Origin of the sequence: Methanothrix harundinacea 6Ac, assembly GCF_000235565.1 — an archaeon.
In the GTDB taxonomy this organism is placed as follows: domain Archaea; phylum Halobacteriota; class Methanosarcinia; order Methanotrichales; family Methanotrichaceae; genus Methanocrinis; species Methanocrinis harundinaceus.
The window spans coordinates 1579529-1606283 of sequence record NC_017527.1; the positions used below are offsets into that span (position 1 = coordinate 1579529).

The 26755-nt window shown below is 62.4% G+C and carries 17 protein-coding genes; 5 read left to right on the plus strand and 12 right to left on the minus strand.

Annotated features, from left to right (window positions below; all coding sequences use genetic code 11):
- The first annotated feature begins 143 nt into the window (after positions 1 to 143).
- Positions 144 to 13703, plus strand: coding sequence for a DUF7507 domain-containing protein (locus tag MHAR_RS13415; protein WP_048144495.1), 13560 nt, complete (start codon positions 144 to 146; stop codon positions 13701 to 13703).
- Between the two features lie 132 nt (positions 13704 to 13835).
- Here MHAR_RS13415 and MHAR_RS07545 read toward each other — a convergent pair whose 3' ends face one another.
- The 5 genes from MHAR_RS07545 to uvrC all read right to left on the minus strand — a co-directional run bounded on the left by MHAR_RS07545 (position 13836) and on the right by uvrC (position 18892).
- The gene (locus MHAR_RS07545) at positions 13836 to 14660 is read right to left on the minus strand and encodes a F420-dependent methylenetetrahydromethanopterin dehydrogenase (protein WP_014587018.1); all 825 of its coding nucleotides are present in this window, start codon (positions 14658 to 14660) and stop codon (positions 13836 to 13838) included.
- Positions 14661 to 14708: 48 nt separating this feature from the next.
- Complete coding sequence (locus tag MHAR_RS07550; protein WP_014587019.1) at positions 14709 to 15113, minus strand: DUF126 domain-containing protein; 405 nt, start codon at positions 15111 to 15113, stop codon at positions 14709 to 14711.
- A 2-nt stretch (positions 15114 to 15115) separates the two neighbouring features.
- Positions 15116 to 16279, minus strand: coding sequence for an aconitase X (locus MHAR_RS07555; RefSeq protein ID WP_014587020.1), 1164 nt, complete (start codon positions 16277 to 16279; stop codon positions 15116 to 15118).
- Positions 16280 to 16325: 46 nt separating this feature from the next.
- A complete protein-coding gene (gene mtrH / locus MHAR_RS07560; RefSeq protein WP_014587021.1) occupies positions 16326 to 17249 on the minus strand; it encodes a tetrahydromethanopterin S-methyltransferase subunit H in 924 nt (307 codons plus the stop codon).
- Between the two features lie 92 nt (positions 17250 to 17341).
- Positions 17342 to 18892 (minus strand): excinuclease ABC subunit UvrC, encoded by a 1551-nt coding sequence (gene uvrC / locus MHAR_RS07565; protein ID WP_048144496.1) that lies wholly within the window; start codon positions 18890 to 18892, stop codon positions 17342 to 17344.
- A 310-nt stretch (positions 18893 to 19202) separates the two neighbouring features.
- Between uvrC and MHAR_RS07570 the strand changes: the two genes are divergently transcribed.
- Positions 19203 to 19640 carry a hypothetical protein gene (locus MHAR_RS07570; protein WP_052301004.1) on the plus strand — a complete coding sequence of 146 codons (438 nt, stop codon included), beginning with the start codon at positions 19203 to 19205 and terminating at the stop codon, positions 19638 to 19640.
- A 126-nt stretch (positions 19641 to 19766) separates the two neighbouring features.
- On the opposite strand, the gene MHAR_RS12980 is transcribed toward MHAR_RS07570, so the two are convergent.
- Positions 19767 to 20030 carry a type II toxin-antitoxin system HicB family antitoxin gene (locus MHAR_RS12980; protein ID WP_014587024.1) on the minus strand — a complete coding sequence of 88 codons (264 nt, stop codon included), beginning with the start codon at positions 20028 to 20030 and terminating at the stop codon, positions 19767 to 19769.
- A 359-nt stretch (positions 20031 to 20389) separates the two neighbouring features.
- On the opposite strand from MHAR_RS12980, the gene MHAR_RS07575 reads away from it, so the two are divergent.
- Together MHAR_RS07575 and MHAR_RS07580 are read left to right on the plus strand one after the other, a co-directional pair.
- Positions 20390 to 20650 carry an AbrB/MazE/SpoVT family DNA-binding domain-containing protein gene (locus tag MHAR_RS07575; RefSeq protein WP_014587025.1) on the plus strand — a complete coding sequence of 87 codons (261 nt, stop codon included), beginning with the start codon at positions 20390 to 20392 and terminating at the stop codon, positions 20648 to 20650.
- Positions 20643 to 21053 (plus strand): PIN domain-containing protein, encoded by a 411-nt coding sequence (locus MHAR_RS07580; protein ID WP_014587026.1) that lies wholly within the window; start codon positions 20643 to 20645, stop codon positions 21051 to 21053. Before MHAR_RS07575 ends, MHAR_RS07580 begins: the two co-directional genes overlap by 8 nt.
- A gap of 449 nt (positions 21054 to 21502) precedes the next feature.
- On the opposite strand, the gene MHAR_RS07585 is transcribed toward MHAR_RS07580, so the two are convergent.
- The 6 genes from MHAR_RS07585 to iorA all read right to left on the minus strand — a co-directional run bounded on the left by MHAR_RS07585 (position 21503) and on the right by iorA (position 26131).
- Positions 21503 to 21913: a type II toxin-antitoxin system VapC family toxin gene (locus MHAR_RS07585; protein ID WP_014587027.1), complete on the minus strand. Its 411-nt coding sequence runs from the start codon at positions 21911 to 21913 to the stop codon at positions 21503 to 21505.
- Positions 21901 to 22131, minus strand: a complete 231-nt coding sequence (locus MHAR_RS07590; RefSeq protein ID WP_048144497.1) for an AbrB/MazE/SpoVT family DNA-binding domain-containing protein — start codon at positions 22129 to 22131, stop codon at positions 21901 to 21903. Before MHAR_RS07590 ends, MHAR_RS07585 begins: the two co-directional genes overlap by 13 nt.
- Positions 22132 to 22453: 322 nt before the next feature.
- Positions 22454 to 23053, minus strand: a complete 600-nt coding sequence (locus MHAR_RS07595) for an NAD(P)H-dependent oxidoreductase (protein ID WP_014587028.1) — start codon at positions 23051 to 23053, stop codon at positions 22454 to 22456.
- Between the two features lie 128 nt (positions 23054 to 23181).
- Positions 23182 to 23736 (minus strand): HEAT repeat domain-containing protein, encoded by a 555-nt coding sequence (locus MHAR_RS07600; RefSeq protein ID WP_014587029.1) that lies wholly within the window; start codon positions 23734 to 23736, stop codon positions 23182 to 23184.
- Positions 23737 to 23753: 17 nt separating this feature from the next.
- Entirely contained in the window at positions 23754 to 24341 is a 588-nt protein-coding gene (locus MHAR_RS07605) for an indolepyruvate oxidoreductase subunit beta (protein WP_014587030.1), read from the minus strand.
- On the minus strand, positions 24338 to 26131 hold the full coding sequence (gene iorA / locus MHAR_RS07610; protein WP_014587031.1) for an indolepyruvate ferredoxin oxidoreductase subunit alpha: 1794 nt from the start codon (positions 26129 to 26131) through the stop codon (positions 24338 to 24340). The genes MHAR_RS07605 and iorA overlap by 4 nt, the downstream gene beginning before the upstream one ends.
- A gap of 200 nt (positions 26132 to 26331) precedes the next feature.
- On the opposite strand from iorA, the gene MHAR_RS07615 reads away from it, so the two are divergent.
- Positions 26332 to 26556, plus strand: a complete 225-nt coding sequence (locus MHAR_RS07615) for a hypothetical protein (RefSeq protein ID WP_143763346.1) — start codon at positions 26332 to 26334, stop codon at positions 26554 to 26556.
- Positions 26557 to 26755 lie beyond the last annotated feature (199 nt).

Sequence of the window (26755 nt, forward strand, 5' to 3'; positions counted from 1 at the left end):
GCCGGGCAGGGAGGGAGAGGATGGCAAAAAAATCGACCGAAGGATCGAGATTATATAATCATGGAGAATCGGATAAAGATCATCTTTTTCATCTAAATAAAATTACGATTCCCACCAACAACCTCAGATATATTTTTAATTCATTGATACGTAAGGGCCCGGGAAGGGCCTCCACCCTTCTCATCCTGGCCCTCATCTCCTTCGCCTCCATAACGGGTGCCTTCGCCGCCCTCAGCGGGAGCGTCATCGCCCCCGCCTCCGTCAACATCTGCGAATCGACGGGCTTCGTCGTATACATAAACAACACCGGAACGACCCCAGAAAACGACATCCTCCTCAACGTCACCATCCCTTCCGGCTTCTCTTACGACGACGGAACCACCGTCATCACCTTCCCCAACGGCTCATCGAATCAGGACCCCCAGATCAAGGGTGGAGGGGCGTATCTGGAGTGGAACCTGACGGATATAATGAGCACAGAGACGGGCGTCGTCCTGAACGAGATATTTCCTAACCCCATCGGCGTTGAGACGAGCAACGAGAGCTTCGAGCTCTACAACGCCGGCGCTAGCCTCGTCAACGTCAGCCAGTGGTACATCAAGGACGCAGCCGATCACACCGTCCAGATCGGACCGAACGTCATATCCGGGAGCTTGAACCTGCCCCCCGGAGGCTTCCTCTGGGTGAGGATACCGGGGCAGTCGATCCTCAACACCGGCGGCGACACGGTGAGGCTCTTCGACGGCTCGAACGTCCTGGTTGACAGCGTCACCTATCCCGACTCAGCCAGCCACGAGGGTCAGAGCTGGGCTTCCATGCCCGACGGCTCTGAATGCTGGTCCTGGAGGAGCTCCTCCCTGGGGGCGACGAACGGCGACCTCGCCGCCGGCGAGCGGATCCGCCTCGATTTCAACCTCACCGCCGGCTGCGCCACCCCTTCGGGGGGGCGGATCAGGGACGAGGTCATCTATCAGGGCGGGTCTGTCACCCGGTCGTCCAACTCGATCCTGGTGAAGCAGGGCTTTTTGAAGGTGGCCAAGACCCCCACCGTCGTCGAGGCGGGGGCGGGGGACGTAGTCAACTGGACGATCACCGTCGAGAACACCGGCCTCGGCCCCGCCTTCAACGTCCGGATGAACGACACCCTCTCCTCGGGGCTGAACCTCCTCAGTATAGACTCGCCTGGTGGCGGGCTGAACTGGAGCTACGACGTCATACCTCCCGGGGGGGTGGAGGTCGTAAACATATCGGTGAACGTCACCGCCTGTGAGGACCTCTTCAACCGGGTGAACGCGAGCTGGGGGTGCGATGGCTCCCCATGCCAGGAGACCTACGCCAAGGCGAGCGTCAAGTTCGTCCCCCGGGATCCGGATCTCGAGTACACCGTGAGCCCGATGGTCGTCCCCTACTGCGGGAGGGTCCCGGTCTACGTCAACGTCACCAACGAGGGGGCGGGCGGGATCACCGAGCTACAGCTCCGCTTCGCCGGGATCTCCGCCGACTACGCCGTCACCAACGTCTCCGGTGCCACCTTCTATCCGGCAAACGAGACCTTCTTCATCGGAAGGGTCCCCGCCGGGGAGTGGAAGAACTTCACCTTCGACTTCGGGATGGCCTACGGTGCTTGCGGCGCGGCGGGCGCCTCCGGCACCATCACCATATATCCTTTCCACTGCGACGACTGCGCAAATCCGTGGTACCCGCCGGTGAGCCTTGAGTCCTACTCGATGGACGGATCGACGATCCCCTCGATATCGGTCTCCAAGACCGCCAACAGATCGGTGATTTATCTGGGCGAGGAGGTGGAGTTCGACCTGGAGGTGACCTACACCGCCGGCTCCTGCGGCGAGAATACCACGAGGACGATCGTCGACTCTTATCCATCGAACTTCCTGGTCATCGACTCCGCCGGAGGGGTGAACGACTCTGGGAACCGGACCATCACCTGGGCGGACCAGCTCCTGGAGGACGGAGTCACCTGGAATAAGACTATCAGGCTCTCGGCGGATCGCGATGCTGCTGCCTGCGACTGTGGAGGGCAGGTGACGAACGCCCTTTCGGTATCCCAGGGAGAGGACTGCTGCGGATGCAACATCTCCGGAAGCTCGTCGGCGGATGTAGTGGTAGTCTGCATCAACGAGACGGTCTTGGCCTCGTCGAACAAGACGGCGACCCCGGTTCCCCAGGAGAACTGCAGGAACGTCACCTACACCACCACCTACACCTTCGCCGACTCCATCGGCTCCCTCAACTGGACCGGGATCAACTTCACCGAGCTTGGAGGAAACGGCCAGCTCTTCCCCGACGGTAACACAAGCGGAACGGCCACTTTCACCGTAAACGACTCCTGCAGCGTAGATCAGACGATTACCATAGAAAGCCCCAAGAACCTCGGCTTCCTCAACGGGGCCTGCGGACCCCTGGGAGGCGGCACTGTACTGGTGGTGACGTACACCCTGGGCCAGCCGGATATCTGGTCAGGGTACGACTGGTCCCGTCTCTGCATCGAAGGGTACGGGACGGAGTGCGGAGGGGACGGCTGCCTCTACGAGGCGGCGCCCGTCACCGTCAGCCAGGCCGACTACTCCATAGGGATCTCGGGGGTCCCGACGAGGCTCGACGTATGCCAGGAGTTCAACGTCACCATATCCGTCAGCAAGGGGAGCCCCAATGAGGATCCCAAGTGGATCGGCCACGATATGTACGTCGTCTACAACGACGAGAACTACAGGTACATCGGCAATGCCACCATCAGCGGGATCACCAACTACGTCAGCCCAAGCCAATCCGATCTCGTCGGATCTTTCGAGCCTACCCGCGTCGGAAACAACCTCACCTGGCGCCTCGGCGCCAACATCAGCCGCGGCGGGACTATCACCTTCCCCGTAGAGAAGAGGTGCCCGGACGGGGGCGTAATGACCGCCCGCCTCAACTACACCGACAACTGCGGCAAACTCGTTGAACGCCCTGCCTCGGCGACGCCGTCCCTCATCCTCTCTGGAAACATCATCATCCAGAAGAACCCGGAGGTGATCTTCGCCCTGGAGAAGAACGCCAGCTGGAAGATCTACGTCACCAACACCGGGTCGGGGACCGCCTACAACGTGACGGTGAACGATACCCTGGACTCCGACCTCTCTTACGTCAGCTCCAGGATCGACGGCTCCGCGGACCCGGCCAATACGACGGTCGTCGACGCCAACCACGTCCTCTGGAGCCTCGGGGATATGCCGCCGAAGAAGCAGCGGGTCATCGAGATGGACGCCACCCTCGTCGGCTGCGAGAACCTCAACAACCGCGTCCAGGCGGTCTGGGGCTGCGGCGACGAGGAGTGTCAGACCCCCGTCACCGACTCCTCCGTCGTCCTCCTCGTCGACGGCCAGCTTCTGATATCAAGACACGACGCCGAGCCGATAGACGACTGCGGCGACAACTCTTCCTTCCTCATCGTGGTGAGGAACGGCGCCGGCCCCACCCTCTACAACGTCAGCGTAAAAGAGGCCCTCCCGGCGGGGATCGAGTACGTCCCCGGATCATCCCAGGTGGCTGGAGGTTCTACGACCTCGACGAACTTCTCGGGCGGCGACCTGGAATGGAGGTTCGACCAGCCCGAGGGCTGGCCCCCAGGAAAGAGCGTCACCATCACCTTCGACGTCAACGTCACCTCCGACCCCTGCGAGTTCGTCGGAGGCGAGGCCGTCGTTCAGGTGAACTACACCACCCCCTGCGGCGCCGCCGGAGCTTCCATCAAGAGCGAGATCCTGGTGGAGGAGACCGACCCCCACGTCAGCATCACCAAGACGCCAGAGCTGACGCGGGCTGGGTTCGGGAGGATTGTGACCTGGACGATTTATCTCTACAGCAACGGGGGCGACCCCGCGACGAACGTCACCCTCTTTGACCTCCTCCCCGAAAATACAGTCTATGTCTCTGCGACGCCGGAGCCCAACGATACCGATCCCCTCCGGTGGGACTTCGGGACCCTCAACTTCGGCGAGTCCCGGACCGTCACCCTGAACGCTAACGTCACTTACCAAATAGCAGAATCCGAGAACAACGCCACCGTCTTCTGGGGATGCTGTCCTGACGACATGGGGATGGAAAGCGACGTGGCGTTTCTGAGGTCGGACCCGTTGATCACCCTCTCCAAGGATCACGGCTACATCGACACCTGCGGTGGAAACTTCACCATCACCATCAATAACAACGGCTCTGCCGCCTACACCCCTCGGGTCGAGGAGGTCCTGCCCGTCGGGTTCGTATACAAGGCGGGTTCGGCAATCATAGCGAGCGACAACGAGAGCCATACCTTCGTCGACGAGCCGGCCTTCGACTACTCTCTCGTCAACGGGACGGTTATCTGGGACGAAAGTAACATCGACTTGGTCCAGCGGATCGAGACTATAACGATCAGCTTCGAGGTGGAGAGCTGCGCCACGTGCTGCAACGTCTCCGTCACTCCGAACTCAAACCTCGTCTACTTCAACTACACCAACAGGTTTGGTGACCCCCGATCGAAGAACTTCTCCCAAGCTATCGCCCCGAAGCTGGCGGTCCTGGAAGTCGAGAAGACGCCTCTGAATCAGACGATCGGCGGGTCTGCTCAATGGACGATAAAGGTGACCAACTCGGGGAACAGTGCCGCCTACAACGTGACGGTCATCGACATCCTCGGAGACGGCTTTGTGGGCGTGGCCGAGGGGGATGGAAATAAGACCGCCGACGATCCCACCTCCGGCTATACCACCATAAGATGGACGAACCTCACCATTCCCGTCGGAGGGACCTGGGAGAGAGGGCTTACGGCCTCCGGCATATCCTCAGGGAGCCTCCTCAACAACGCCTATGTCTTCGGGACCTGCGAGAACGGCTGCATCTACAGCCAGGACGATGACGCCGCCTACACCGCCAGGATAAACATAACCAAGGACCCCGATTCGGTGGAGACGATCGGCGGGTTTGCGAACTTCACGATCCGGGTGGAGTACTGGGGCGAAGGCGAGAATTACAACAACACCAGGATCGTCGACACCCTTCCTGCGGGGCTGAAATATGATAGCTATCAGTGCGTTAATGATACTAAGAACGAAGGGTGCGGGACTTTAGACGTCACCGGCAACGTCGTCACCTGGGATCTGGGCAACTTCACGGGTAGCAGGATCATCGAGATCAACCTCAGCACCATCGTCGAGAACGTCATCGCAAATCAGAACGGTACGATCCTGGTGAACCGGGTCAGGTCCCTCCACGAGGACGAGAACGGGACGGTCTTCGAGGATGGTGACGAGGCGAAGGTGACGGTGGTGGAGCCGGACCTCTCGATCGAGAAGACCCCCGACCCGTCGGGTATAGTCGTCGCCGGCGGAGAGGTCAGGTATACGATAAGGGTAACTCATACCGCCGCCAGTGCATCGGACGCCTTCGACCTGGTGATCAACGATTCGATCCCCAGCGGCCTCGCCTTCGTCCCAGGATCGAACACCTCATCCCTTACGACTTCCTTTTCGCAGACGGGCCAGAACCTCAGCTGGACCCTCTCAAGGCTGAACCTGACGGGCGCGAACTCCGTCCTCCTCACCTACAACGTGACCGTCGACCTGGACGTTTTGGGCAACACGACCCTATTGAACTTCGCAAACGTCACCTGGACGAGCACTTCAGGAGCGAACCCTAACGAGCGTACTGGCAACGGGACGGGTCCAAACGACTACTTCAGGAACGCCTCGGCACCAGTATCGGTCGAGAACTCGACGACGGTGATCAAGCTTCCCGACGATCTCCGGTTCCGTACGATCGGCGAGTCGGTCAACTACACGATCGAGGTCGACCTTCCCAACGCCACCGTTGGGGACCTCTGGGTTAACGACACTCTGCCATCGGGCCTCATCTACAACACGACTAGCCTCGTAGTCTTAGACAAGTTCGGATCCGTCCTCACCCCGACGGAGACGTTGAGCGACCCGAACGACGGCACCTCGACGGTCTTCATCAACTGGTCGTTTGGCACCTTCAACAACTCGGATGACCGAGACATCGTGATCACCTTCGACGCGATCGTTGCGAATGTCGCGGCAAACCAGGACGGCCGGACCATCGGCAACAACTCGGCCTCTTACAGCTGGCTCGACGGGTCGGGCGTCCGCCATACGGGCACCGACGAGTCGGGTGAGGTCGAGATCGAAGAGCCCGACCTTGACATAACGAAGACGTTCAGCCCCGCGGGCCCCTTCAGCGTCGGCGACACGATCCATTACGAGATCAACGTGACGAACTCCGCCCCGAGCCGCCGTACGGCCTTCGACCTGGTGATCACCGACGAGATCCCGGTCGGTTTGAGCTACGTCAACTCATCGGACTCTGGGGTCTATTCCGGTTCCAACCGGACTGTCACCTGGACTTTCGCCAGCCTCGCCCTCGACTCCTGGCTTAAGGTAACCTACAACGTGACCGTCGACCTGGACGTTTTGGGCAACACGACCCTATTGAACTTCGCCAACGTCACCTGGACGAGCACTTCAGGAGCGAACCCTAACGAGCGTACTGGCAACGGGACGGGTCCAAACGACTACTTCAGGAACGCCTCGGCACCAGTATCGGTCGAGAACTCGACGACGGTGATCAAGCTTCCCGACGATCTCCGGTTCCGTACGATCGGCGAGTCGGTCAACTACACGATCGAGGTCGACCTTCCCAACGCCACCGTGGGGGACCTCTGGGTTAACGACACTCTGCCATCGGGCCTCATCTACAACACGACTAGCCTCGTAGTCTTAGACAAGTTCGGAGCCGTCCTCACCCCGGCGGAGACGTTGAGCGACCCGAACGACGGCACCTCGACGGTCTACATCAACTGGTCGTTTGGCACCTTCAACAACTCAGAGGATCGTGACATCGTTATCACCTTCGATGCGATCGTGGCCAACGTCGCTGCGAACCAGGACGGCCGGACCATCGGTAACAACTCGGCGGCTTACAGCTGGCTCGACGGTTCAGGGGTCCGCCATACTGGCACCGACGACTCGGGGAAGGTCGGCATAGTCGAACCGGACCTATCCATCACCAAGTCGGTCGAGCCCTTCTCTGTGGTCAAGCTGGGGGACGAGGTCAGGTTCACCCTGGTCGTCAACCACACGGGCTTGAGCACCAGCGACGCCTACGATCTGGTCATCGAAGACGTCTTGCCTCTCGGCCTCACTTACGTATCCAACACCTCGACGCCGGAGGCGAACAGCTCGGCCTACCATCCGGGGAACAGGACGATCCGGTGGAGTTACGACCGGCTTGAAGATCCCGGCGAGGTCGTTCTCACCTACAACGCCACCGTCGATGCCAGGCCGGAAGGCCTGATCTTCAGAAACTCGGCTGGCGTCACCTGGACGAGCACTGTGGGCGAGAACCCCTACGAGCGGAACGGCAGCGGCACGGGTCCGAACGATTACATCGATTCGACGAGCATCGACGTCATATTCGCCGAGATTACTGTGGATAAGGTCGCCAACGTCTCTTCGGGCTCGACGAGCACCCGGGTCAACTTCACCATCACCGTCAACAACACCGGGAACGCCACGTTGAACCCCGTGGTGGTGACCGACACCCTGCCCGTCGGCCTCGACGATCCGGTGCCGAGCGGAGATGGCTCAGCCTTTGGTAACGTCGTCGTCTGGAACCTGGGGCAGATGGACCCCGGAGCCTCGCGCGCCCTCTGGCTGACTGCCCACATCAACGGCTCCGCCTTCGGCAACCTGACCAACAAAGTATTCGTGGAGGGGAAGCCTGAGGAAGGCGGAAACGTCACCGGCAACGGTTCGGCGAACGTGACGGCCGTTGACGCCTCGATCAGCATCGATAAGATGGCGAACGTCACCTCCGGCTCGACGAGCACCCGGGTCAACTTCACCCTGGTCGTCAACAATACGGGGAATGCGACTCTCGATCCCGTAGTCGTCACCGACACTCTGCCGTTCGGCCTCGACGACCCGTTGGCGAGCGGTGGCGGCACAGCCACCGGTAACGTCGTCGTCTGGAGCCTGGGTCCGATGGACTCCGGGGCTTCGAGGACTCTCTGGGTGACTGCCCACATCAACGGCTCCGCCTACGGCAACCTGACGAACCTGGCCTTCGTCGAGGGTAAGCCGGAGAAGGGGGACAACGTCACCGATGACGACTTCGCCAACGTTACGGCCGTCGATGCCTCAATCAGCATCGATAAGATGGCGAACGTCTCCTCCGGCTCGGCTAGCACCAGAGTGAACTTCACGCTAGTCGTCAACAACACCGGGAACGCGACCCTCGATCCGGTGGTGGTGACGGACACGTTGCCGTTCGGCCTCGACGACCCTGTGGCGAGCGATGGCGGCTCCACCTCCGGTAACGTCGTCGTCTGGAACCTGGGTCCGATGGACTCCAGGGCTTCGAGGACCCTCTGGGTGACTGCCCACATCAACGGCTCGAGGTTCGGTAACCTGACGAACCTGGCCTTCGTCGAGGGTAAGCCGCAGAATGGCGACAACGTCACCGACGACGACTCCGCCAACGTTACTGCCGTCGATGCCTCAATCAGCATCGATAAGATGGCGAACGTCTCCTCCGGCTCGACGAGCACCCGGGTCAACTTCACCCTCGTCGTCAACAACACCGGGAACGCGACTCTCGATCCGGTGGTGGTGACGGACACGTTGCCGTTCGGCCTCGACGATCCAATAGCGAGCGATGGCGGCTCCGCCTTTGGGAACGTCGTCGTCTGGAACCTGGGACGGATGGATCGCGGGGATTCGAGGACTCTCTGGGTGACTGCCCACATCAACGGCTCCGCCTACGGCAACCTGACGAACGTGGCCATCGTCGAGGGTAAGCCGGAGAAGGGGGACAACGTCACCGATGACGACTTCGCCAACGTTACGGCCGTCGATGCCTCAATCAGCATCGATAAGATGGCGAACGTCACCTCCGGCTCGACGAGCACCCGGGTCAACTTCACCCTCATCGTCAACAACACCGGGAACGCGACCCTCGATCCGGTCGTGGTTACGGACACGTTGCCGTTCGGCCTCGATGACCCGGTGGCGAGCGATGGCGGCTCCGCCTCCGGGAACGTCGTCGTCTGGAACCTGGGTCAGATGGACTCCGGGGACTCGAGGACCCTCTGGCTGACGGCCCACATCAACGGCTCCGCCTACGGCAACCTGACGAACGTGGCCATCGTCGAGGGTAAGCCGGAGAAGGGGGACAACGTCACCGATGACGACTTCGCCAACGTTACGGCCGTCGATGCCTCAATCAGCATCGATAAGATGGCGAACGTCTCCTCCGGCTCGACGAGCACCCGGGTCAACTTCACCCTCGTCGTCAACAACACCGGGAACGCGACCCTCGATCCGGCCGTGGTTACGGACACGTTGCCGTTCGGCCTCGATGACCCGGTGGCGAGCGATGGCGGCTCAGCCTCCGGGAACGTCGTCGTCTGGAACCTGGGACGGATGGATCGCGGGGATTCGAGGACTCTCTGGCTGACTGCCCACATCAACGGCTCCGCCTACGGCAACCTGACGAACGTGGCCATCGTCGAGGGTAAGCCGGAGAAGGGGGACAACGTCACCGATGACGACTTCGTAAACGTTACGGCCATAGATGCCTCGATCAGCATCGATAAGAAGGCGAACGTCTCCTCCGGCTCGGCCAGCACCCGGGTCAACTTCACCCTCGTCGTCAACAACACCGGGAACGCGACCCTCGATCCGGTGGTGGTGACGGACACGTTGCCGTTCGGCCTCGACGATCCTGTAGCGAGCGATGGCGGCACTGCCTCCGGGAACGTCGTCGTCTGGAACCTGGGACGGATGGATCGCGGGGATTCGAGGACCCCCTGGCTGACTGCCCACATCAACGGCTCCGCCTACGGCAACCTGACGAACGTGGCCTTCGTTGAGGGTAAGCCCGAGAACGGGGACAACGTCACCGCCGAGGACTCGGCGAACGTGACCGCCGTCCGCGCCGGCATATCCGTACACAAAGTCGTCGACATACCCGTGGGGGAGGTCTGCACCAACGTGACCTTCACCATATTCGTCAACAATACCGGTAACGTCCGCCTCGATCCGGTCGTGGTGGCCGACACTTTGCCTTTGGGCCTCGAATACGTCAGCTCAGCTCCACCGGGAGCCAGGTCAGGAAACACCATCATCTGGAACCTGGGCTCGATGGACCCCGGAGAGATGAGGATCGTCAATCTTGTAGCCCACATCAACGGCTCCGCCTTCGGTGAGCTGCAGAACTTCGTCAAGGTCGAAGGCAAGCCCGAACGCGGCGACAACGTCACCGACAACGACACCGAGAATGTCACCGCCCTGGGGGCGGAGATCGCCGTCGATAAGAGCGTCGACATCCCCGTCGGGTCCAGGAGCACCCGGGTCAACTTCACCATCCTCGTCAACAACACCGGGAACGTGGCGCTGGACCCGGTCTTGGTGGAAGACACCCTGCCTTTCGGCCTCGATGACCCGGTCCCGAGCTCCGGTGGTATCATATCGGGGAACGTCGTCACCTGGAACCTCGGCCGGCTGAACGTCGGCGAGAATAGGACCCTATGGCTATCGGCCCACATCAACGGCTCTGCCTACGGCGATCTCACGAACGCCGTCCGGGTCGAAGGGGATTCCGAGTTCGGCGAGAACGCCACCGCCGAGGACTCCGAGAATGTGACGGCCGTCGACGCCTCGATCAGCATCGATAAGATGGCGAACGTCACCTCAGGCTCGACGAGCACCCGGGTCAACTTCACCCTCGTCGTCAACAACACCGGAAACGCCACGTTGGACCCCGTAGTGGTGACGGATACCCTGCCATTCGGCCTCGACGAGCCGGAGACGAGTTCCGGAGGATCGATCACGGGCGGGGTTGCGACCTGGGGATTGGGGAGGATGGATCCCGGGGATTCGAGGACCCTCTGGCTGACGGCTCACATCAACGGCTCTGCCTTCGGAACCCTCACAAACTTCGTGGAGGTGGTGGGGAAGCCCGAGGAGGGTGACAACGTCACCGACGAAGCCTCGGCGAACGTGACCGCCCTGAAGGCGGATATCGAGGTGGAGAAGACCGTGGACAGTCCCGTCGCAAAGAACGGCTCGGTTGCGACCTTTACCATAATAGTGACCAACACCGGGAACGCCACCCTGGACCCGGTCATCGTCACCGACACCCTCCCGTTCTGCTTCGAATATGTCAGCTCGACGGAGAACGGCACCGCGGCAGGAGGCGTCGTCACCTGGAACCTCGGACGGCTCAACTCCAGCGATTCGAGGACGATCTTGCTGGAGGCGAGGGTGAACTGCTCTGAGGCCGGGGTTCTGGAAAACCTGGTGGAGGTGGAGGGGAAGCCCGAGCAGGGGGATAACGTCACCGACAGGGATACCGCGGAGCTGACGATCGGGAGAAATCTCACCATCACGAAGGTGGCCGATAAATGCGAGGTCCAGGAGTGTGACGAGGTCACCTACACCATCACCGTCTGCAACCACGGCGGCCTCCCCGAGGAGAACGTCACCGTCTGGGACGTCTTCTACGGAGATGTGGAGATCCTCTCGATCACCCCCGCCCCCGATCCCGACCGAAAATGGCACTTCGGCACTTTGCAGCCTGGCGAATGCGTCGTGATCAAGATCAAGATCAAAGTCCCCGAGCGGCAGGACTTCGAGTTCGGTATGGAGCAGGGCGTCAGCGGCGAGGGTTTCGTCAAGGTGGCGAACGACTACAGCACGAGCTTCCAGGCCTACTTCATCAAGAACTGCGCCTTCGTCACCAGCGACTTCTATACGAAGCCCCTCTCGGCCTGCGCCACGATAAGGGTCGGCGAGGACCTGGGAACGCGCCTCTCGACTAGAGAGTACGGCTCCGGCCTCTTCGACGCCGAGGAGCGGGTTGCGGTCTTCACGAAGAACAAGTCGATCGAGTGGGAGGAGGACGTCTCGGCGACCTACAAGCCTACGAACCTGACATTATATAACAACCGGACCATCGCTTACGACTCGGCCTGGGTTAAGAAGGCGAGGGCTAAGAACTACGTCACCGGGACGACGATGACGGAGACGTACCACGACGCGACCTGGCTGGACCGGGAGTCGAGGATGTTCCTCGACAAGAACGAGTCGGTGATGGAGGTCGACAGTTCCTTCGACGGCCGGGGCCACGTGGGCTTCCTCAAGATGCCGACGAACAGGTCGTCGCCCCAGACGACGCCGCTGATCGAGGTCCGGGAGGACTACGTCGGGAGCTTCAAGGTCGTCCAGAAGATCGACGAGTACGGCAAGGGCGTCTCCTACGAGAAGGCGGCCTCCGGCGGCGGCCTGGTGGTGGGCGACCGGCGTATCGGAGGGAGCCAGAGGAGCTACGAGTCGGGGTCGGGCGCCTACGACTCCGAGGAGGTCATCGAGACCTATACGAACTACATAGCAAAAGACATCAGCCTCGTTTACGCCCCGACGACGACGAGGCTGACCGACGACGTCTGGATCAACAGCTCGATGAAGTGGAAGGAGGGTCTCTATTCGAGGGTCCCGGCCAGAAGCTACATCGGCGAGGAGTACACCGGGGTCACCGAGCTGGATAAGGAGACGGTGGCGAGGGGCTTGAACGAGATGGAGACCTCTGCCGACTTCTCGGGGCAGGCCCGGTACAGGGCGGTGTTCGCCGATCCGAACGATACGAAGAGGCCTTTCGTCGAGTTCGATGAGGTTTACGCCGGCGACTACTCGATCGAGCGGCGGGTCCTCCTAACGGGTACGTCCAAGTACGACCGGCCCCACCTGAACGTGACCAAGACCCTGGACGGGATCGTCGAAGAGAAGGACAAGTGCGACGGCGACAACTGCAGCAAGACGAAGTACATAGCGACCTACACCATCCGGATCGAGAACGACGGGAACGCCGCCCTGGGACCGATATACGTCAAGGACCTCTTCCCGCCGGGGGCGGTCTTCGTCGAGTCGTCGCTGAGGCCTTCGGATATTACGGATAGTTACGCCAACTGGACCCCGACCCACATCGCCATCGGCGGAGTGGTCGAGATCGTCGTCAAGCTGGACGTCACCAAGTACTATCCGTCGGAGCTGGTGAACAGGGTCGAGGTCTGCGGCGGCTACAACGGCGAGGTGGTCTGTTTCGGCAACACCAGCGCCCTGGAGGTGAACTGGCTCACATGTTGTTTGAACGAGACGGTCTCGGTGGTGAAGAGCTGCGAGGTCGACGGTGCTGACGGGATGGTGGTCCTGTACCGGATCGATATCGAGAACCGTGCCGACGTCACCCGGGTGGCGAGGGTCACAGACCATCTGCCCGAGGGGATGACGTTCCTCGACTCTTCGACACCGGTCGCCTCTTACGATGGGGTCGAGGTCGTCTGGAACCTGATCGATATCGGGCCGTTCGAGACGAGGACGATCGAGCTCTCGGCCCGGGCTTCGGCCCCCGGCAGGTACACCAACGTCGTCATCGTTGACCCAAGGTCCGTCGATGGGCCCGTCGTCCAGCCGGTGACCGCCTCTTGCGTCGTCGAGGTCGGATCCCTCGAGGAGTGCGGACCCACCTCCTGCGAGATCTGGAGCCCGCCGAACTGGGACCTCCAGCACATCGGATACGAGCCGGCCGAGGTCGCCTCCGAGGGTCTGGCCTGCGCCGGCTCCGATGGGAGGGGGTCGTGCCCTGCGCCGTGAGAGGGCGCGGGGCCATAACCATCATTTATCCTCATCGTGGGGTTCGGCTCAGCGAAGAGGGGATCTCAGAAGAGATGGGGACGACTGGCGCTCGGATGGTGCGCCAGCGTCTTTGTCATGCTGCGGATACCTTCAGACCGGCTCGGGCTTGTCGAGGAGCCCCGTCTTCGCCAGGATCGCCCCCGACCGGGCGTGGGGCCTCCGAGATACCGAGTCCGTCGACTTCTCCAGCTCCCTAGCCTCGTCGGCGAGCCTCGCCGCAGCCCGCATCACCTCGTGGCCTGCGGCGGCGGTGAGGGCGATCCTATCCAGCTCCTTCAGCCTGAAGCAGGCCGCCGCGTCGATCCCCGCCACCGTCTGGGCCATGTGGAGCGCGCCGATCGCCTTGGCTCGGGCGTAGGGGTTTCTGAAGGCCATCCTGTCGGTGCAGCCCTCAGGGCTGGATAGGATGGTGGGGAGCCTCGGGGCCCCCGAAATGATGCTGGCCATCGCCCCGTCCAGCTCCTCCTGAACGAGCCTGACGGACCCGCAGATGCTCAGGACCTTGAGGGCATCGGAGTTGAAGAGGGCCATCTCCGCGGGGTCGAGGAACTCCCGCTTCGCCCCGATGAGGGGGTCGAAGGGGAGGATGATGTAGCCGAACCCCTCCGCCTCCAGGGCCTCCCGGGCCTCCTTCTTGGAGGGGCCGTCGGAGATGACGATCGTCGGCACGTCCCTGTACAAGGCCCGGGCCGCCGTGGGGCCGGGGGTGGCGGCGTTGGGGCCGACGATCACCACCAGCTGGGGACCCCACCCCTTCAGCTCCGCCGACATCTCCGCCTCCTTCACCGTCATCTTGGCTCCGAAGGATAGGGATCTCACCTCTACGTCGGTCCGCTCGGCGATCTCGTCCAGGGCCAGGTCTGCGACCAGGGAGGATGCGACGTTGCCGAGCTTGATGAATCCGATCTTGAACATGGCAACAACCCGCTCCGGTGATGCATCCGGATCATAAAAGAGTTCCGATCACAGCCCATCCCTGACGATCACCCTCCCTCGATCGGCGTCTACGGTCACGAGGGTCCCCTCCTCCAGCCGGAGGATATCGGCGGGGAGGCCGTCGACGAGGGGTATCCCGCTGATGATGGCGCCGACGGCGACGATCGGCTCAGACCTCAGGTTGATCATCGCCGCCGGGGCGACGCCCCTCTTCTTCAGCTGGTAGATGACGTAGGACCCGACGGTAGACCCCTTGCCTCCCGGGAAGATCAGGACCTTGCCGCCGATGGCCTTCCCGAAGAGCTGATGGCCGGGGTCGACGACTTCTCCCGTCTCCGGGTCTACGGTGCCGAGGAAGGATATCGCCTCCCTCGAGGCCAGGGCGGGGGCCGAGGCCGATCCGCCGGATATTTTGTGGCAAAGAAACTCCATGGTCAGCCCCTCCTGGTGGCGGCTTCGACGCATTCAGCAGCGCTGCCGTAGGCTGCCTTCATCTTGCAGAGGGTGGGGACGTAGGCTAGGGCCTTTCCTGAGTTGACCATCATCTTATTGTACCGGTCGCTGGCGGGAGAGACGACCATGCAGGTGTCGCATAAGACCCGCGCCCCCGACCCCTCGATCTTCTCGACGAGGCGCGGGCACCTCTCGGCTATCCCCCGGGCGGTGCAGATCCAGAGCTCCCGTTCCACCTTTTTCCCCTCCAGGAGGCGGGCGAGCTCCTCCAGCTCCCTCTCCGAGGTGTGGGGGCAGCCGATGGCGACGATGTCCACCTCCTCGTCGGGGGCGTTCTCCTCCCGGACGGCCCGAAGGTCCGCGGCAGTGACCTCGATCTCCTCCGCCCCCTTCGGGGCCTCCGGCCCCCCCTCCTCGAAGTAGTAGAGGGCGACGGAGCCGCTCGCCGCCATGGCCGCCCCCAGGGCCTTCAGCTCATCGATATCGGGCCTCCTCCGGAATATGAACTGCGGAACCCCCTCGCCCACCTCTCTTCCGACGATGAAGCCCAAGATGCCGTAGTCGGAAGGTTTGAGATCGGCATCGACGGCGATATTGATGGTGGGGACCCGGTTCTCCTCCAGGTGGTAGCCGTATCGGGGGGTCTTCCCCACCAGGGCCGCCGCCAGGGCCGAGGGCCCCCCCTCCCGGTTCGTCCTCGCCCCGATGACGGAGTTCGCGAAGGAGACGGCGGAGGACTCGCTCCAGGCGAGGTGGTCGCCCCTCCGGGCAAAATCGGGCCTGATCTGGTAGGGGGTGCAGGTGCAGTCCGGGGAGACCCCGAGGCGGCGGTAGGCCTCCACGACCTCGAGCTGCTTTTTTGCGAAACTCTCGTCTATCCCCATCTCCCGCCAACGGTGGAGGTCCATCCCCGCGGGGTTCAGGACCGCGGGGACCGCGACCTTGCCCTGGAGGTCTGAGATCCACTCCAGCCCCGCCTCGCCGATCGTCTTGAAGGAGACCCCCGCCACCTGGACGGACCTGACGGGGATCAGCCGATCGGCTCCGTAGATGTCGCCGAGGGCCACCAGGATCTCCATCGCCTTCCTGAGGCTATCGCCGAGCTCCCCCTGGTGCGCCCGCTCCTCCTCCCGCGATAGATGCATGCCCCTCCCCTGGGGCCGGAGATATAAAAAGGCTCAGATCGGGCGGTCAGATCAGCCTCCCGATGGGGTGGCCCGCGGCGGGCCAGACCTCCAGGTCCTTCGCCGCCTCTGAGATGAGGATGTCGGCCATCGCCGCCACCGGGAAGACCTCCCCTGCCCGCTCGATGGGGCCGTAGAGTACGAAGTCGCCTCCGGCCAGGATCTCGAAGCCGGCAGAGGCGGCGTCGCAGACGAGCCTCGTTCCCCTCTCCTTCGACCGGAGCCACCTCCAGGAGGAGACGGCGTTGTGGATCCCCGAGCCCGCCGGCAAACCGAACTTCGCCTTCGCGAGGACGGTGGCCCGCAGCGACCTCCCCGCTCCGTCCCCCAGGGGGACGACGCCGGGGTCGATGAGGATGTTGTTGATCTCGAGGCGGCGGGCGAGGTCGACGAGCCCCTCCTTCCGCCCCGGACCCCCCTCCGCCAGGACCCGGATCGTCCCCTCGACGGTGGAGTCGGCGGGGCTGTAGCCGAGGAGGATGGCGGAGTCGACCTCGCCGTGGGCCAGGGCCTCCTCCTCCTGGGGGGTGGTGGCGATGCCGATGCTGTTGTATATGCACCTGTCAGCGAGGCCGATCTCCGAGACGGCCTCCGCCATGGCGATCCGCGTCCCCGCCTCGGCGGAGTCGAGGATCAGCGGGCCGGACCAGAGGCCGTCGACGAAGTCGAGGTATCTGCCGAAGGCCTCCCGGGTCCTGGCGTATATATGCAAAACGGCGGGGTTTCCCGTCTCCTCCGAGAGGGCGGTCTGTCTTTCGATCAGCCCCTCGGCAGCCCCCTCGTCGAACCTCCCCCGGACCGGGTCCTCCACCAGCCTCTGGCCCTGATAGAATATCGTCCCGCAGAGGGCCGTCGGGTTCTCCCCCGGCTGCCCCCCTATCTTCACCCCGGCGACGTTCACCACCTCTTGATCTCTCGCAAACCTGAACAACTCCACCGCCTCGAACTTGTAAGAGCTTCAGCTCTCTAGCCAGATCTCTCCTCCCAGGCCAAAAAAGTTCGGATCGCCCTCCCTTCCGGGGGCTAGGCGTCGATCGCCTTCTTCTTCAGCAGTCGATGATAGGTGATGGCAAAACGATGGGCCTCGTCCCTCATCTCCTGGACGAAGAGGGCGGCCTTATCGTCCCTCCTGATCGGAAGAGGCCGGAGGCGGCCGGGGACGTATATCTCTTCCTCGCGCTTCGCGATGGAGATGACGGGTATGGTGAGGCCGAGCCCCCGCAGCTCCTGAGTGGCTGCCCAGAGCTGCCCCTTCCCGCCGTCGATGACGATCAGGTCCGGCATCTCCCCCCCCTCCTCCTTCAGCCGGAGGTAGCGCCTCCTGACGATCTCGCCGATGGAGGCGAAGTCGTCGATCCCGTCGACGGTCCTCACCCTGAAGCGGCGGTACCCCCTCTTGTCAGGCCTTCCGCCCCGGAACTGGACCATCGACCCTACGGTGAAGCTTCCGGCGAGGTGGGAGACGTCGAAGACCTCGACGACGTTCGGAGGCCCCGGGAGGGAGAGCGCCTCGGCGAGGGCGAGGAGCTTCTTTTTGTCGCCGAGGAACCGGACGGTCACGTTCTTCTCCGCCAGGTCGAGGAGCTTCCTCTTCTCCCCCTGCTTGGGGACGGTGACCCGGACCCGTCTTCCTTTGATGTGGGAGAGGAAGTCGACGAGGGAGTCGTCGAGGGCTTCACCCAGGATCAGCTCCTCGGGAGGCGTTTCCTCGGAGTAGTGCTGGACGAGGAACTCCTCGAGGAAGCTCCCGGTCCGGGCGAAGACGTGCTCCTCTTTCCCCTCCAGGGTCCCCCGGTAGACCTTGAAGAGCATCAGGTAGACGGTATCCCCATCGACGATCCAGCTCAGGACGTCCTCGTCGTACCTCTTGTCCCGCTCGATCTGCTGGCGGTCCTGGAGGCTCTCCAGGGCCCGGATCTCGTCCCGGAGCTCCATCGCCTGCTCGAACTCCTGCCGCTCCGAGAGGGCCGCCATCTCCTCCTTCAGCGAGCCGATCAGCTCCCGGGTCCTCCCGCGCAGGACCGCCTCGGCCCTCGCCACCCGCGCCTTGTACTCCGCGGGCGCGATCTTCCCGATGCAGGGGCCGGAGCAGGCTCCCATGGAGTAGCGGAGGCATTCCCTCTTCGGAAGCCGCCTGCAGGTCCGCAGGCCGAAGGTCTTCCGGACGGCGGAGAGGACGAGATCCCTCTCCCTCGCGGAGACGAAGGGGCCGAAGTAGCTGCCGCCGCCGGTCCGCCTCCGGGACAGGTGGATTCGGGGAAACTCCTCGTCGGTGAGGTGGATCGAGGCGTATCGGGAGGAGTCCTTCAGCCGGACGTTGTACTTCGGCCAGTGCTTTTTGATGAGGGCGTTCTCGAGGAGCAGCGCCTCCACCTCGCTCTTGGTGACGATGAAGTCGAGGCCGCTCGCCGCCGAGACGAGGGCCGAGGTCTTGGGATCGAGCTCCCTCTTCTGGAAGTAGCTGGCGACCCTCTTCTTCAGGTCCCGCGCCTTTCCGACGTAGATGACGGCACCCTCGTCGTCCTTGAAGAGGTAGCAGCCGGGGAGGTGGGGGAGGGGTTCAGGGTCGATCATGGTGCTATCTGGCTTTTTTCGGCGACGATCATTGAAAGCTTCTCCGGTCAAACCGGGGACCCTCGGGGGTGTGGATAGGTGGATCTGACGGATCCGGCCGCTGGAAGCCTTTTCCCAGCCTCAAGCCGGACGGGCCGCGGCGATGGCAGCCGTTTTGGCGTCCCCCCACAGGGCTCGGTCGAGGGCGCACCGGGACCGTTCGTCCGGGTGCTTCACGGCATGGTTTTTTGGAGTGGCGAGATGATCCGCCCGCCTGAGGCAGCGGCGGGAATGGCGTTGATGGCGGTTATCCTCCTCATCGTTAACGGTCATGGGCCAGAACCTGCCGGCTAAAGACGTATATACGAGCAAGGAGGGAGGAGGAAGCACGTCCTCATTGCTGGATGCTTTAGCCGAAAGGATCATAGCGCGTCTCGTCGGGCCGATGAGCCTTCGATTCGTATTTCAACCACTGGTAGCGGTGCTGCTGGGGATACGCGACGGAGCGATGGATGCAAAGGCCGGCGAACCGCCGTTCATCATTGATCTGATCATCGACCGTGGTAACCGGAAGGCCAAAGTTGCGGGAGTTCTCAAGTCTCTCTCCAAGACGATCATCATAGCAACCGTCTTCGATATGATCGCTCAATACCTCATCTTCGATCAGGTCCGCGTCATCCCGGCGATTATAGTCGGCGTATTCGTCCTCACCGTCCCTTATTCTCTGGCCAGGGGGATGACCAACAGGATTCTTTCGGCAAGAAGATAAGAAGATCAGATAAAAGTCTGGAATCAACGCGATTGTAGCAGTCTTGCAAGCCGTCTCCGGAGTTCTTCCTATCCCTTGCTTTTCAGTTGCTCATCGTATGATCCACGGCAATCGTTCTGGATTCTGTCAAGCTTCTCCGTCTTCAAGGATATCCTTCACGTGCAGCGATATAGCGTCCTCCACGTTCTCCAGGGCCTCTTCGTAAGCTTCTCCCTGAGTGTAGCAGCCCTGAAGCTCGGAACATAAGGCGAAGTACCCGGACTTGTCCTTCTCGATCACCACGGAGAAGCGATAATTCTTCATGCATCCACCATTTTTGCACCTCAGATCCTGATCTGATACCTTAAGAGGATTTCGAAAACCCCTGATGATGGTGGAGACGCGATCCACGCCACACCTCCCTCCGCCCGCGGATCGAGGGCGCCCGGAGATCGACCGGCCGGGAGACATGCGCGGAGGGTGTTTCGCGGAAGGCGGAGAGATTACGCGCCTGACCGGTTCGGTGGCGGGGATGGGCGACCGCCTCCAGGGGGGATCAGGCCCAGCTCCTTCTTGCCCCAGGAGATGCCGGAAGAGGAAGCGAAGCCTATTCTCCGACCAGGGATCTTTCATCACGGGATTTGCGTAATGATACTCTATGAGATGGATCTCTACGATCAATGCTCATTCAATGCTCATCTCCTCCCGTCATTCGTCAGAGTGACAAAAGGCTTAAGGACTATCAGTCCCATAAGTGGGATAGATACTACATGCCGTTCACCAGAGTCGACAACAAAGGGAGGGTGGTTCTTCCCAATGAGCTGCGGCGGAAGCTCGACATTAATTCTGGCGACGAGTTTGCCGTGGAGGTGTTGGCGCCTGATTCGGTCATCTTGAAAAAGGTAGATCTGAGGTCGCTCGTGGAAGAGATGATCGAGAAGGCCAAGACTGTGGATCTGGAGAAGCTCGAAGCAGAGATCGAGGAAGAGGCAAATAAGCTAGCCAGGCAGAAGTACAAGGTTCTTGATTGACACCAACCTTTTCATAGCTGCGGTCAAGGGCAGAAGGACGAGGAGCACCGAGCTTTTGCTAGCGCTCCTCGATGGGCCTATAGAGCTGGTGGCAGATGATATCCTGATATCGGAGTATGCCAGATACGCCAGAAGGTTCGAGGCCGATCCATTCCTTGAAATTCTCCTGAAGAAAGTAGTCGTAATCGAGCAATCTATTGAAGACGTTTTGAAGTGCAAACCATTCTTCCCTCCTGATGAGGGCGGAGATATCGTTCATGCCGCAACCTGCCTTCACGCGAAGGCGATTCTGATAACAAACGACACCCACTTCAATCGGATAAGAGATGAAGGGCTGATAGAGGTGTGGAGCATCTCCGAGGCGATTCTGATGCTACTTGATCGGGGCTGTGATCCGGGCTGATTCTCGGGGCTCGGGAAACCAGGAGTAGGATGTAGCTGCGGCTTCTTGTTCTTCTTCCACCAGAACTCCATGAGGACGGCGGAGCGGGAGGGAGATCGCGAAAAACACGCTGCCTCCGTTCTCAAGGAGGAGAACGGGGGGCTCGTCCAGTCGTTGTCGATAAGGGTCAGATCCCCCCGACGGGCGTCGGGTTCGCCGATCGCGGGCCTTTCGGCCTCCCTCCCGCCGCCTGCGGATCGAGGGCGCCCGAGGATCGATCGGAGGAAGTTGGGGGCGTGGGTTTCGCGGAAGGCGGAGATAGACGCGCCTGACCGGTGCGGTGGCGGGGATGCCGGCTCTTTACCTCATAAGATCGACTATATTCATCCGCCGCCATTTCTCGAAAGCGATCTTAACGACGAGCAAGCAGCATCAGGCACCAATCTGATGGCCATACTCAACCTCGACATCTATACTACCGGATCGACTACCTCGATGAAATCTATCCTCTTGAAGGCTTGATCGTGGGTCATGAGCTTCTCGATCCCCAGCTCTTCCATCGAGGCTAATATTGTGGCGTCTCGACCGCCAATTCCAGTATGCGAGAGCCTTGCCAGATATTCTATTGATCTTCTGGCTATATATTGATCGAAGTCGACGATCTCCATAGGGTAGGATAGGAGGACGTCCATCTTCGTCTTCCCAGAAGGTCCCAGGTTCCTTATGAGGTAATGGGCCACCTCCATCGCCACCACAGTATTTATGGCCACTCCGCTTTCGAGGGCGTCTTCCAACCTCTCCGAGACGAGATCATGCTCTACGGCGGATCGGTCGAAGTAGTAGCACCAGATGTTGGAGTCGACGAAGATCAGGCTTTCCATATCCTCTTCGCCTCGAGGGGATCGACCTTTGAGCTCTCGACGCAGCCTCTCAGCTCCAGCTTGAATTTGGCTAAGCTGACTAAAGGCTTCAGAGGCTTGACCACGACTTTTCCGCCTTCCAGCCCAACCTCCACCTCATCGCCGTCCTTCAGCCCCGCTTTTTGTATGATCGCTTCGGGGATCGAAAGCTTATCGCCTTCAAGTCTGGCTCTCATCATTGAGGATCACCGGAGGGCTTTATGGGCCTGAACCTAATTAAATCCCTCTGAAAACTGAAGATCTAGCGCCCAAGTCGTCGGATTACGCCGTCGCGGCTTTTCGGCCTTCCTCCTACCGCCCGCGGGGCGAGGGCGCCCTGGGGTCGATCGGCCGGGAGATGGGCGGCGTGGGATCGAGGGATCTGCCGAGATGACCCGCCCAACCGGCACCGTACCGGGGATGGGGGTTCACGTCCACCACCCGGGGAAGGTCGCCGGCGACGAGGTCGATCCCGGCGGAGATCCATGAATAGTCAAGAGCAGAAGGTAGAGTTTAACCTCTTCAGCTCTCCGCCGGAAACCTCGCGCCCACAGTCTCCCGCACCTCCGCAAGCCACCCCCGCCTCTCCTCCGGCGTGCTGGTCACCACCACGGAAAACGTCCTCCTGCGGACGTCGTTGACGCCGCAGAGCCCGAAGATGCACCTCTTCCAGAGCGTCTCCAGGGGGTCGCCGAAGGCCTCTCGCTCCCGCTCCTCCGGGGTGTTGGAGGTGTTGAAGACGAGGGCGCACCTCGCCCGCAGAAGGCCGACCGGGACCCCCTCGCCGCCGTCCCCCTCGACGAACTCGTAGGCGACGCCGGGCCGTATGACTCGATCGACCCACCCCTTGAGGATAGCCGGAGGCTGCCCCCACCAGTTGGGGTGAACGATGACGATCCCGTCGGCGGCGGCGATCTCGTCGCAGTGGCTCTTTATGGCGGGATCGAGGGCGGCGCCCTTCGGGATCTCGGGGCCGGGGAGGATGGGATCGAACCTCTCGGCGTAGAGGTCGTGGAAGGAGACGCCGTGGCCGTTTTGGGTCAGCGCCTCCACCGCCGCCTCCGCTATGGCGAAGTTGAAGCTTCCGGGTTCGGGGTGGCCGAGGATGACGGATACTCTCATGGGATCATCGAAAAATAAACGGGCTTTCCATCTCTTTCATCCCGATCGAGGGGGTGGAAGAGAACCTTGGGCCCTCGGGCGGCCCGAAGGGCGGCTTCCAGGCCCCCCCTATCGGCCAGAAGGGCCCCTTACTTAATCTCCTTCTTCTCAGGAGCCTTCGCCGTCTCGTAGGCGAGGATCGAGGCCTTGGCGTGGACCCGGACGAAGGGGCTCTCGTCCTCCTCCGACGCCTTCTTCAGGTGCTTCAGGGACTTCTCGTCCATCATCTCTCCCAGGACCCAGGCGGCTCCGCCCCGGATCTCCTCGTTTGCCTCTCTGTCGGCGAGGAGCTCCGCCATCCTATCCTGGACGAGCTCTCGGCCCAGGCCCGCAAGCCCCACCATGGCGTTGGCCTTGACGACGTCCTCGGGGTCCTTGAGGGCGGAGACGAGGGGCTCCACGACCTCCGCCCCCCCCTTCTTGGCGAGGGCGTTTACGGCGTTCGCCCTCACGAGCATGTTCCCCTCCTTGGATACGACCTCGGCGAGCTTCTCGACCGGCCAGGAGGCGTCGGGGAGGTTCTCGGGGACCTGGGGGCCCGCCAGGGCATCGATTGCCTCCGTCTCGCCGAGGGGGACGGCCTTAGGCTTCTCCTTCTTCGCCTTCTCTGCTGCCACCTTCTTCTCCTTCTTCGCTTCTGCCATGGGCTTTTGAATGAACCCTATTCTACTTCAATTTTTCCAAGTTCGAAGGCCTTCCTGTTGATCTCAATATACTTCGCGGGGACGGTCTCCGTCAGCGCCTCCAGGAGGGTCGCCTCCTCCATGGGAAGGTGCCTCGCCAGGGCCCCCAGCATCACCACGTTCGTCGCCTGGGGGCTTCCCGCCTCGGCCGCCAGGGCCGTGGCGTCGATGGCCCTGACCCTCGAGGCGACCCTCCGGAGGGGTGCTAGGATCTCCTCGACGGCGGGGTAGCTCGCCTCCCCGGTGGTGACGGTGACGGGGAGGACGGGCCTCGTATTGACGAGGGCCACCCCCTCCGGGGAGAGGTAGTGGGCATACCTCAAGGCTTCTGCCGGCTCCATGGCCAGGAGGACGTCGGCGCCCCCCGGGGATATCATGGCGCTGTAGCGGCAGCCGACCCTGATGTGGTTTATGACGCTCCCTCCCCGCTGGGCCATACCGTGGGTCTCGACCCCCCGGACCGAGAGCCCCTCCCTCAGGGCGGCCCTGCCGATGATCTCGGATATCAGGATCACCCCCTGGCCTCCGACCCCGACCACCACGACGTCGCACTCCGATGTCCTCATCTCACCACCTCCACCGCCCCGGCGGGGCATATCGCGGCGCAGACCCCGCAGCCGGTGCAGAGGGCGTTGATCCTCGCGACCTTTCCGTCGAACTCGATGGCGGGGCAGCCGAACCTGACGCAGACCTGGCAGCCGCCGCACTTCTCGCTGTCGACGGCGAGCCGAGGCCGCCGGACTCCCGCCCTGATGGCGCTGATGACGCAGGGCCTCCTTGCCACCACCACCGAGAGGCCGGGATGGTCCCTCGCCCTCTCGAAGGTCGAGATGGTGGCCTCAAGGTCGTAGGGGTCGGCGGTCTCGACGAAGCCAGCGCCGAGAGAGCGGCAGATCTCCTCCAGGGAGAGGGGGGGCGAGGGGTCGCCGGCGGCCGTAGCCCCCGAGCCGGGATGGGGCTGGTGGCCGGTCATGGCGGTGATGGAGTTGTCGAGGATCGCGACCGTCATCCGAGCCCCGTTGTAGGCGGCGTTGAGGAGCCCCGGAAGCCCCGCGTGGAGGAAGGTGGAGTCGCCGAGGACGGCGCATATCGGCCTCTCCTCGCCCCCGAACCTGATCCCCGCGCCGACGGTGATGCTCGCCCCCATGCAGAGGCAGGTGTCGACGGTCCCCATCCCGACCCCCATGGTGTAGCAGCCGATGTCGTTTGGAAAGATTGCATCCTTACCGAAGGCCTTGATCATGGCGTGGTAGGCGGCCCGGTGGCCGCATCCTGGACATAGAGCCGGGGGCCTCGGGGGGAGGATCGAGAGGGCCTCGGGGGCGAGGGCCGGCGCCTCCCTCCGCCGGAGGCCTACCATCCCGGCGATGGCGTTTCCGATGGTGAGGGGGTTGAGCTCGCCGACGCTCGGAACGTCCCCCGACCTCTTCCCCAGGATCTGGACGTCGGGGTTCCTCTCCTTGGCCACCATCTCGACGAACTCCTCGACGACCGGGTCCATCTCCTCGACGACCAGGACCCGGTCGACCTTCTCCAGAAAGTCTCCGACGACCTTCCTCGGGAGGGGGTAGGTCCCTATCCTCAGGAGGGAGAGGTCCGCCTCCATTCCAGCGATCGCCTCCTCGGCGTATAGCCCCGCGATCCCCGAGGCTATGACTCCGACCTCGCTTCTCATCTGTGCCCTGTTCCAGGCCTCCCCGGCGAGGGCAGCCTCGATCCCCGGCTGCTTGTCGAGGAGCTCGACGTGCAGCGGTCGCGCGTGGGCGGGGAGGGCGACCCTCCTCGCTGGGTCCTTATCGAAGCTCAGCTCGGCCCTCCTCTCCCCCGGTGGGCCCACCTCCACGTCGGCCCTGGCGTGGGAGACCCTCGTCGTCGGCCTCAGCATCACGGGGACCCCGAACTCCTCCGAGAGGTCGAAGGCCCGGAGGGTCATATCCCTCGCCTCCTGGGGGTCGGCGGGGTCGAGGCAGGGGACCCGGGCGAACTGGGCGTATCGGCGAGAGTCCTGTTCGTTCTGGGAGGAGTGGCAGTAGGGGTCGTCGGCGACGCAGGCGACAAACCCGCCGCCGACCCCTAGGTAGGCTAGGGTCATGAAGGGGTCTGCGGCGACGTTGAGGCCGACGTGCTTCATGGTGACGGCAGATCGGGCACCGGTCCAGGAGGCGCCGATCGCCACCTCCATGGCCACCTTCTCGTTCACAGACCATTCGACGTGGATACCCAGCTCCTTGGCGAGGGGGGCGAGGTAGTCCACGATCTCGGAGGAGGGGGTCCCGGGGTAGCCGGAGACGACCCCGGCCCCCGCCTCCAGGATGCCCTTGGCGATGGCGACGTTTCCCAGCAGATATTCTCTCAAGATGAAGACCGTCCTTCTAGTTTTATCGTCCGCGAGGCGGATAGATGGTGTTCGATATCGTCCGGGGAGGGGTGATCGCCCCTTCGATAAAGCCGTTTCGAGACCTTTTCGACGATCTTGTCGCCGACGGTCCGGGCCGAGGGAGCCGGACCAAAAGATTATTCGTCTGAAAGCTCCCAGGAGGTTGAGGAGGAATCTACTTGGTGAGATCTGTCAGCATGATCATCGCTCTGATGATGGCGGCGGCCCTCGTCGCCCTCTCCGGCTGCGCCGAGAGATCGACGGGACCGGAGGCTGGTGAAGACGCGAATATTGCAGGCACAGGGGACGGGCTCTCGAACGAGACGGTGGAAGAAGCCTGCGAGGATGATTACACCAAGGTCACCGTCTGCCCCGCCGACGAGATAGAGCCGGATCTGGAATAAGGGGGCTTCCGCCAGCGCGCGGATTCACCCCCTTCAGCCGGAGGGGTCGCGCCGAATTGAGGCCTAAGGTCCTTCATCGGTTCGGGCGGCCCGGCAAGATCGCCTTCCCTGGAAGCCCTCGCCCCGTCCGGGGATAGACCAGCTTATTTAATATCCGGTCCTGGAGGTCTAGAGAGGGTGGCGGACCGATGAAGCCGAC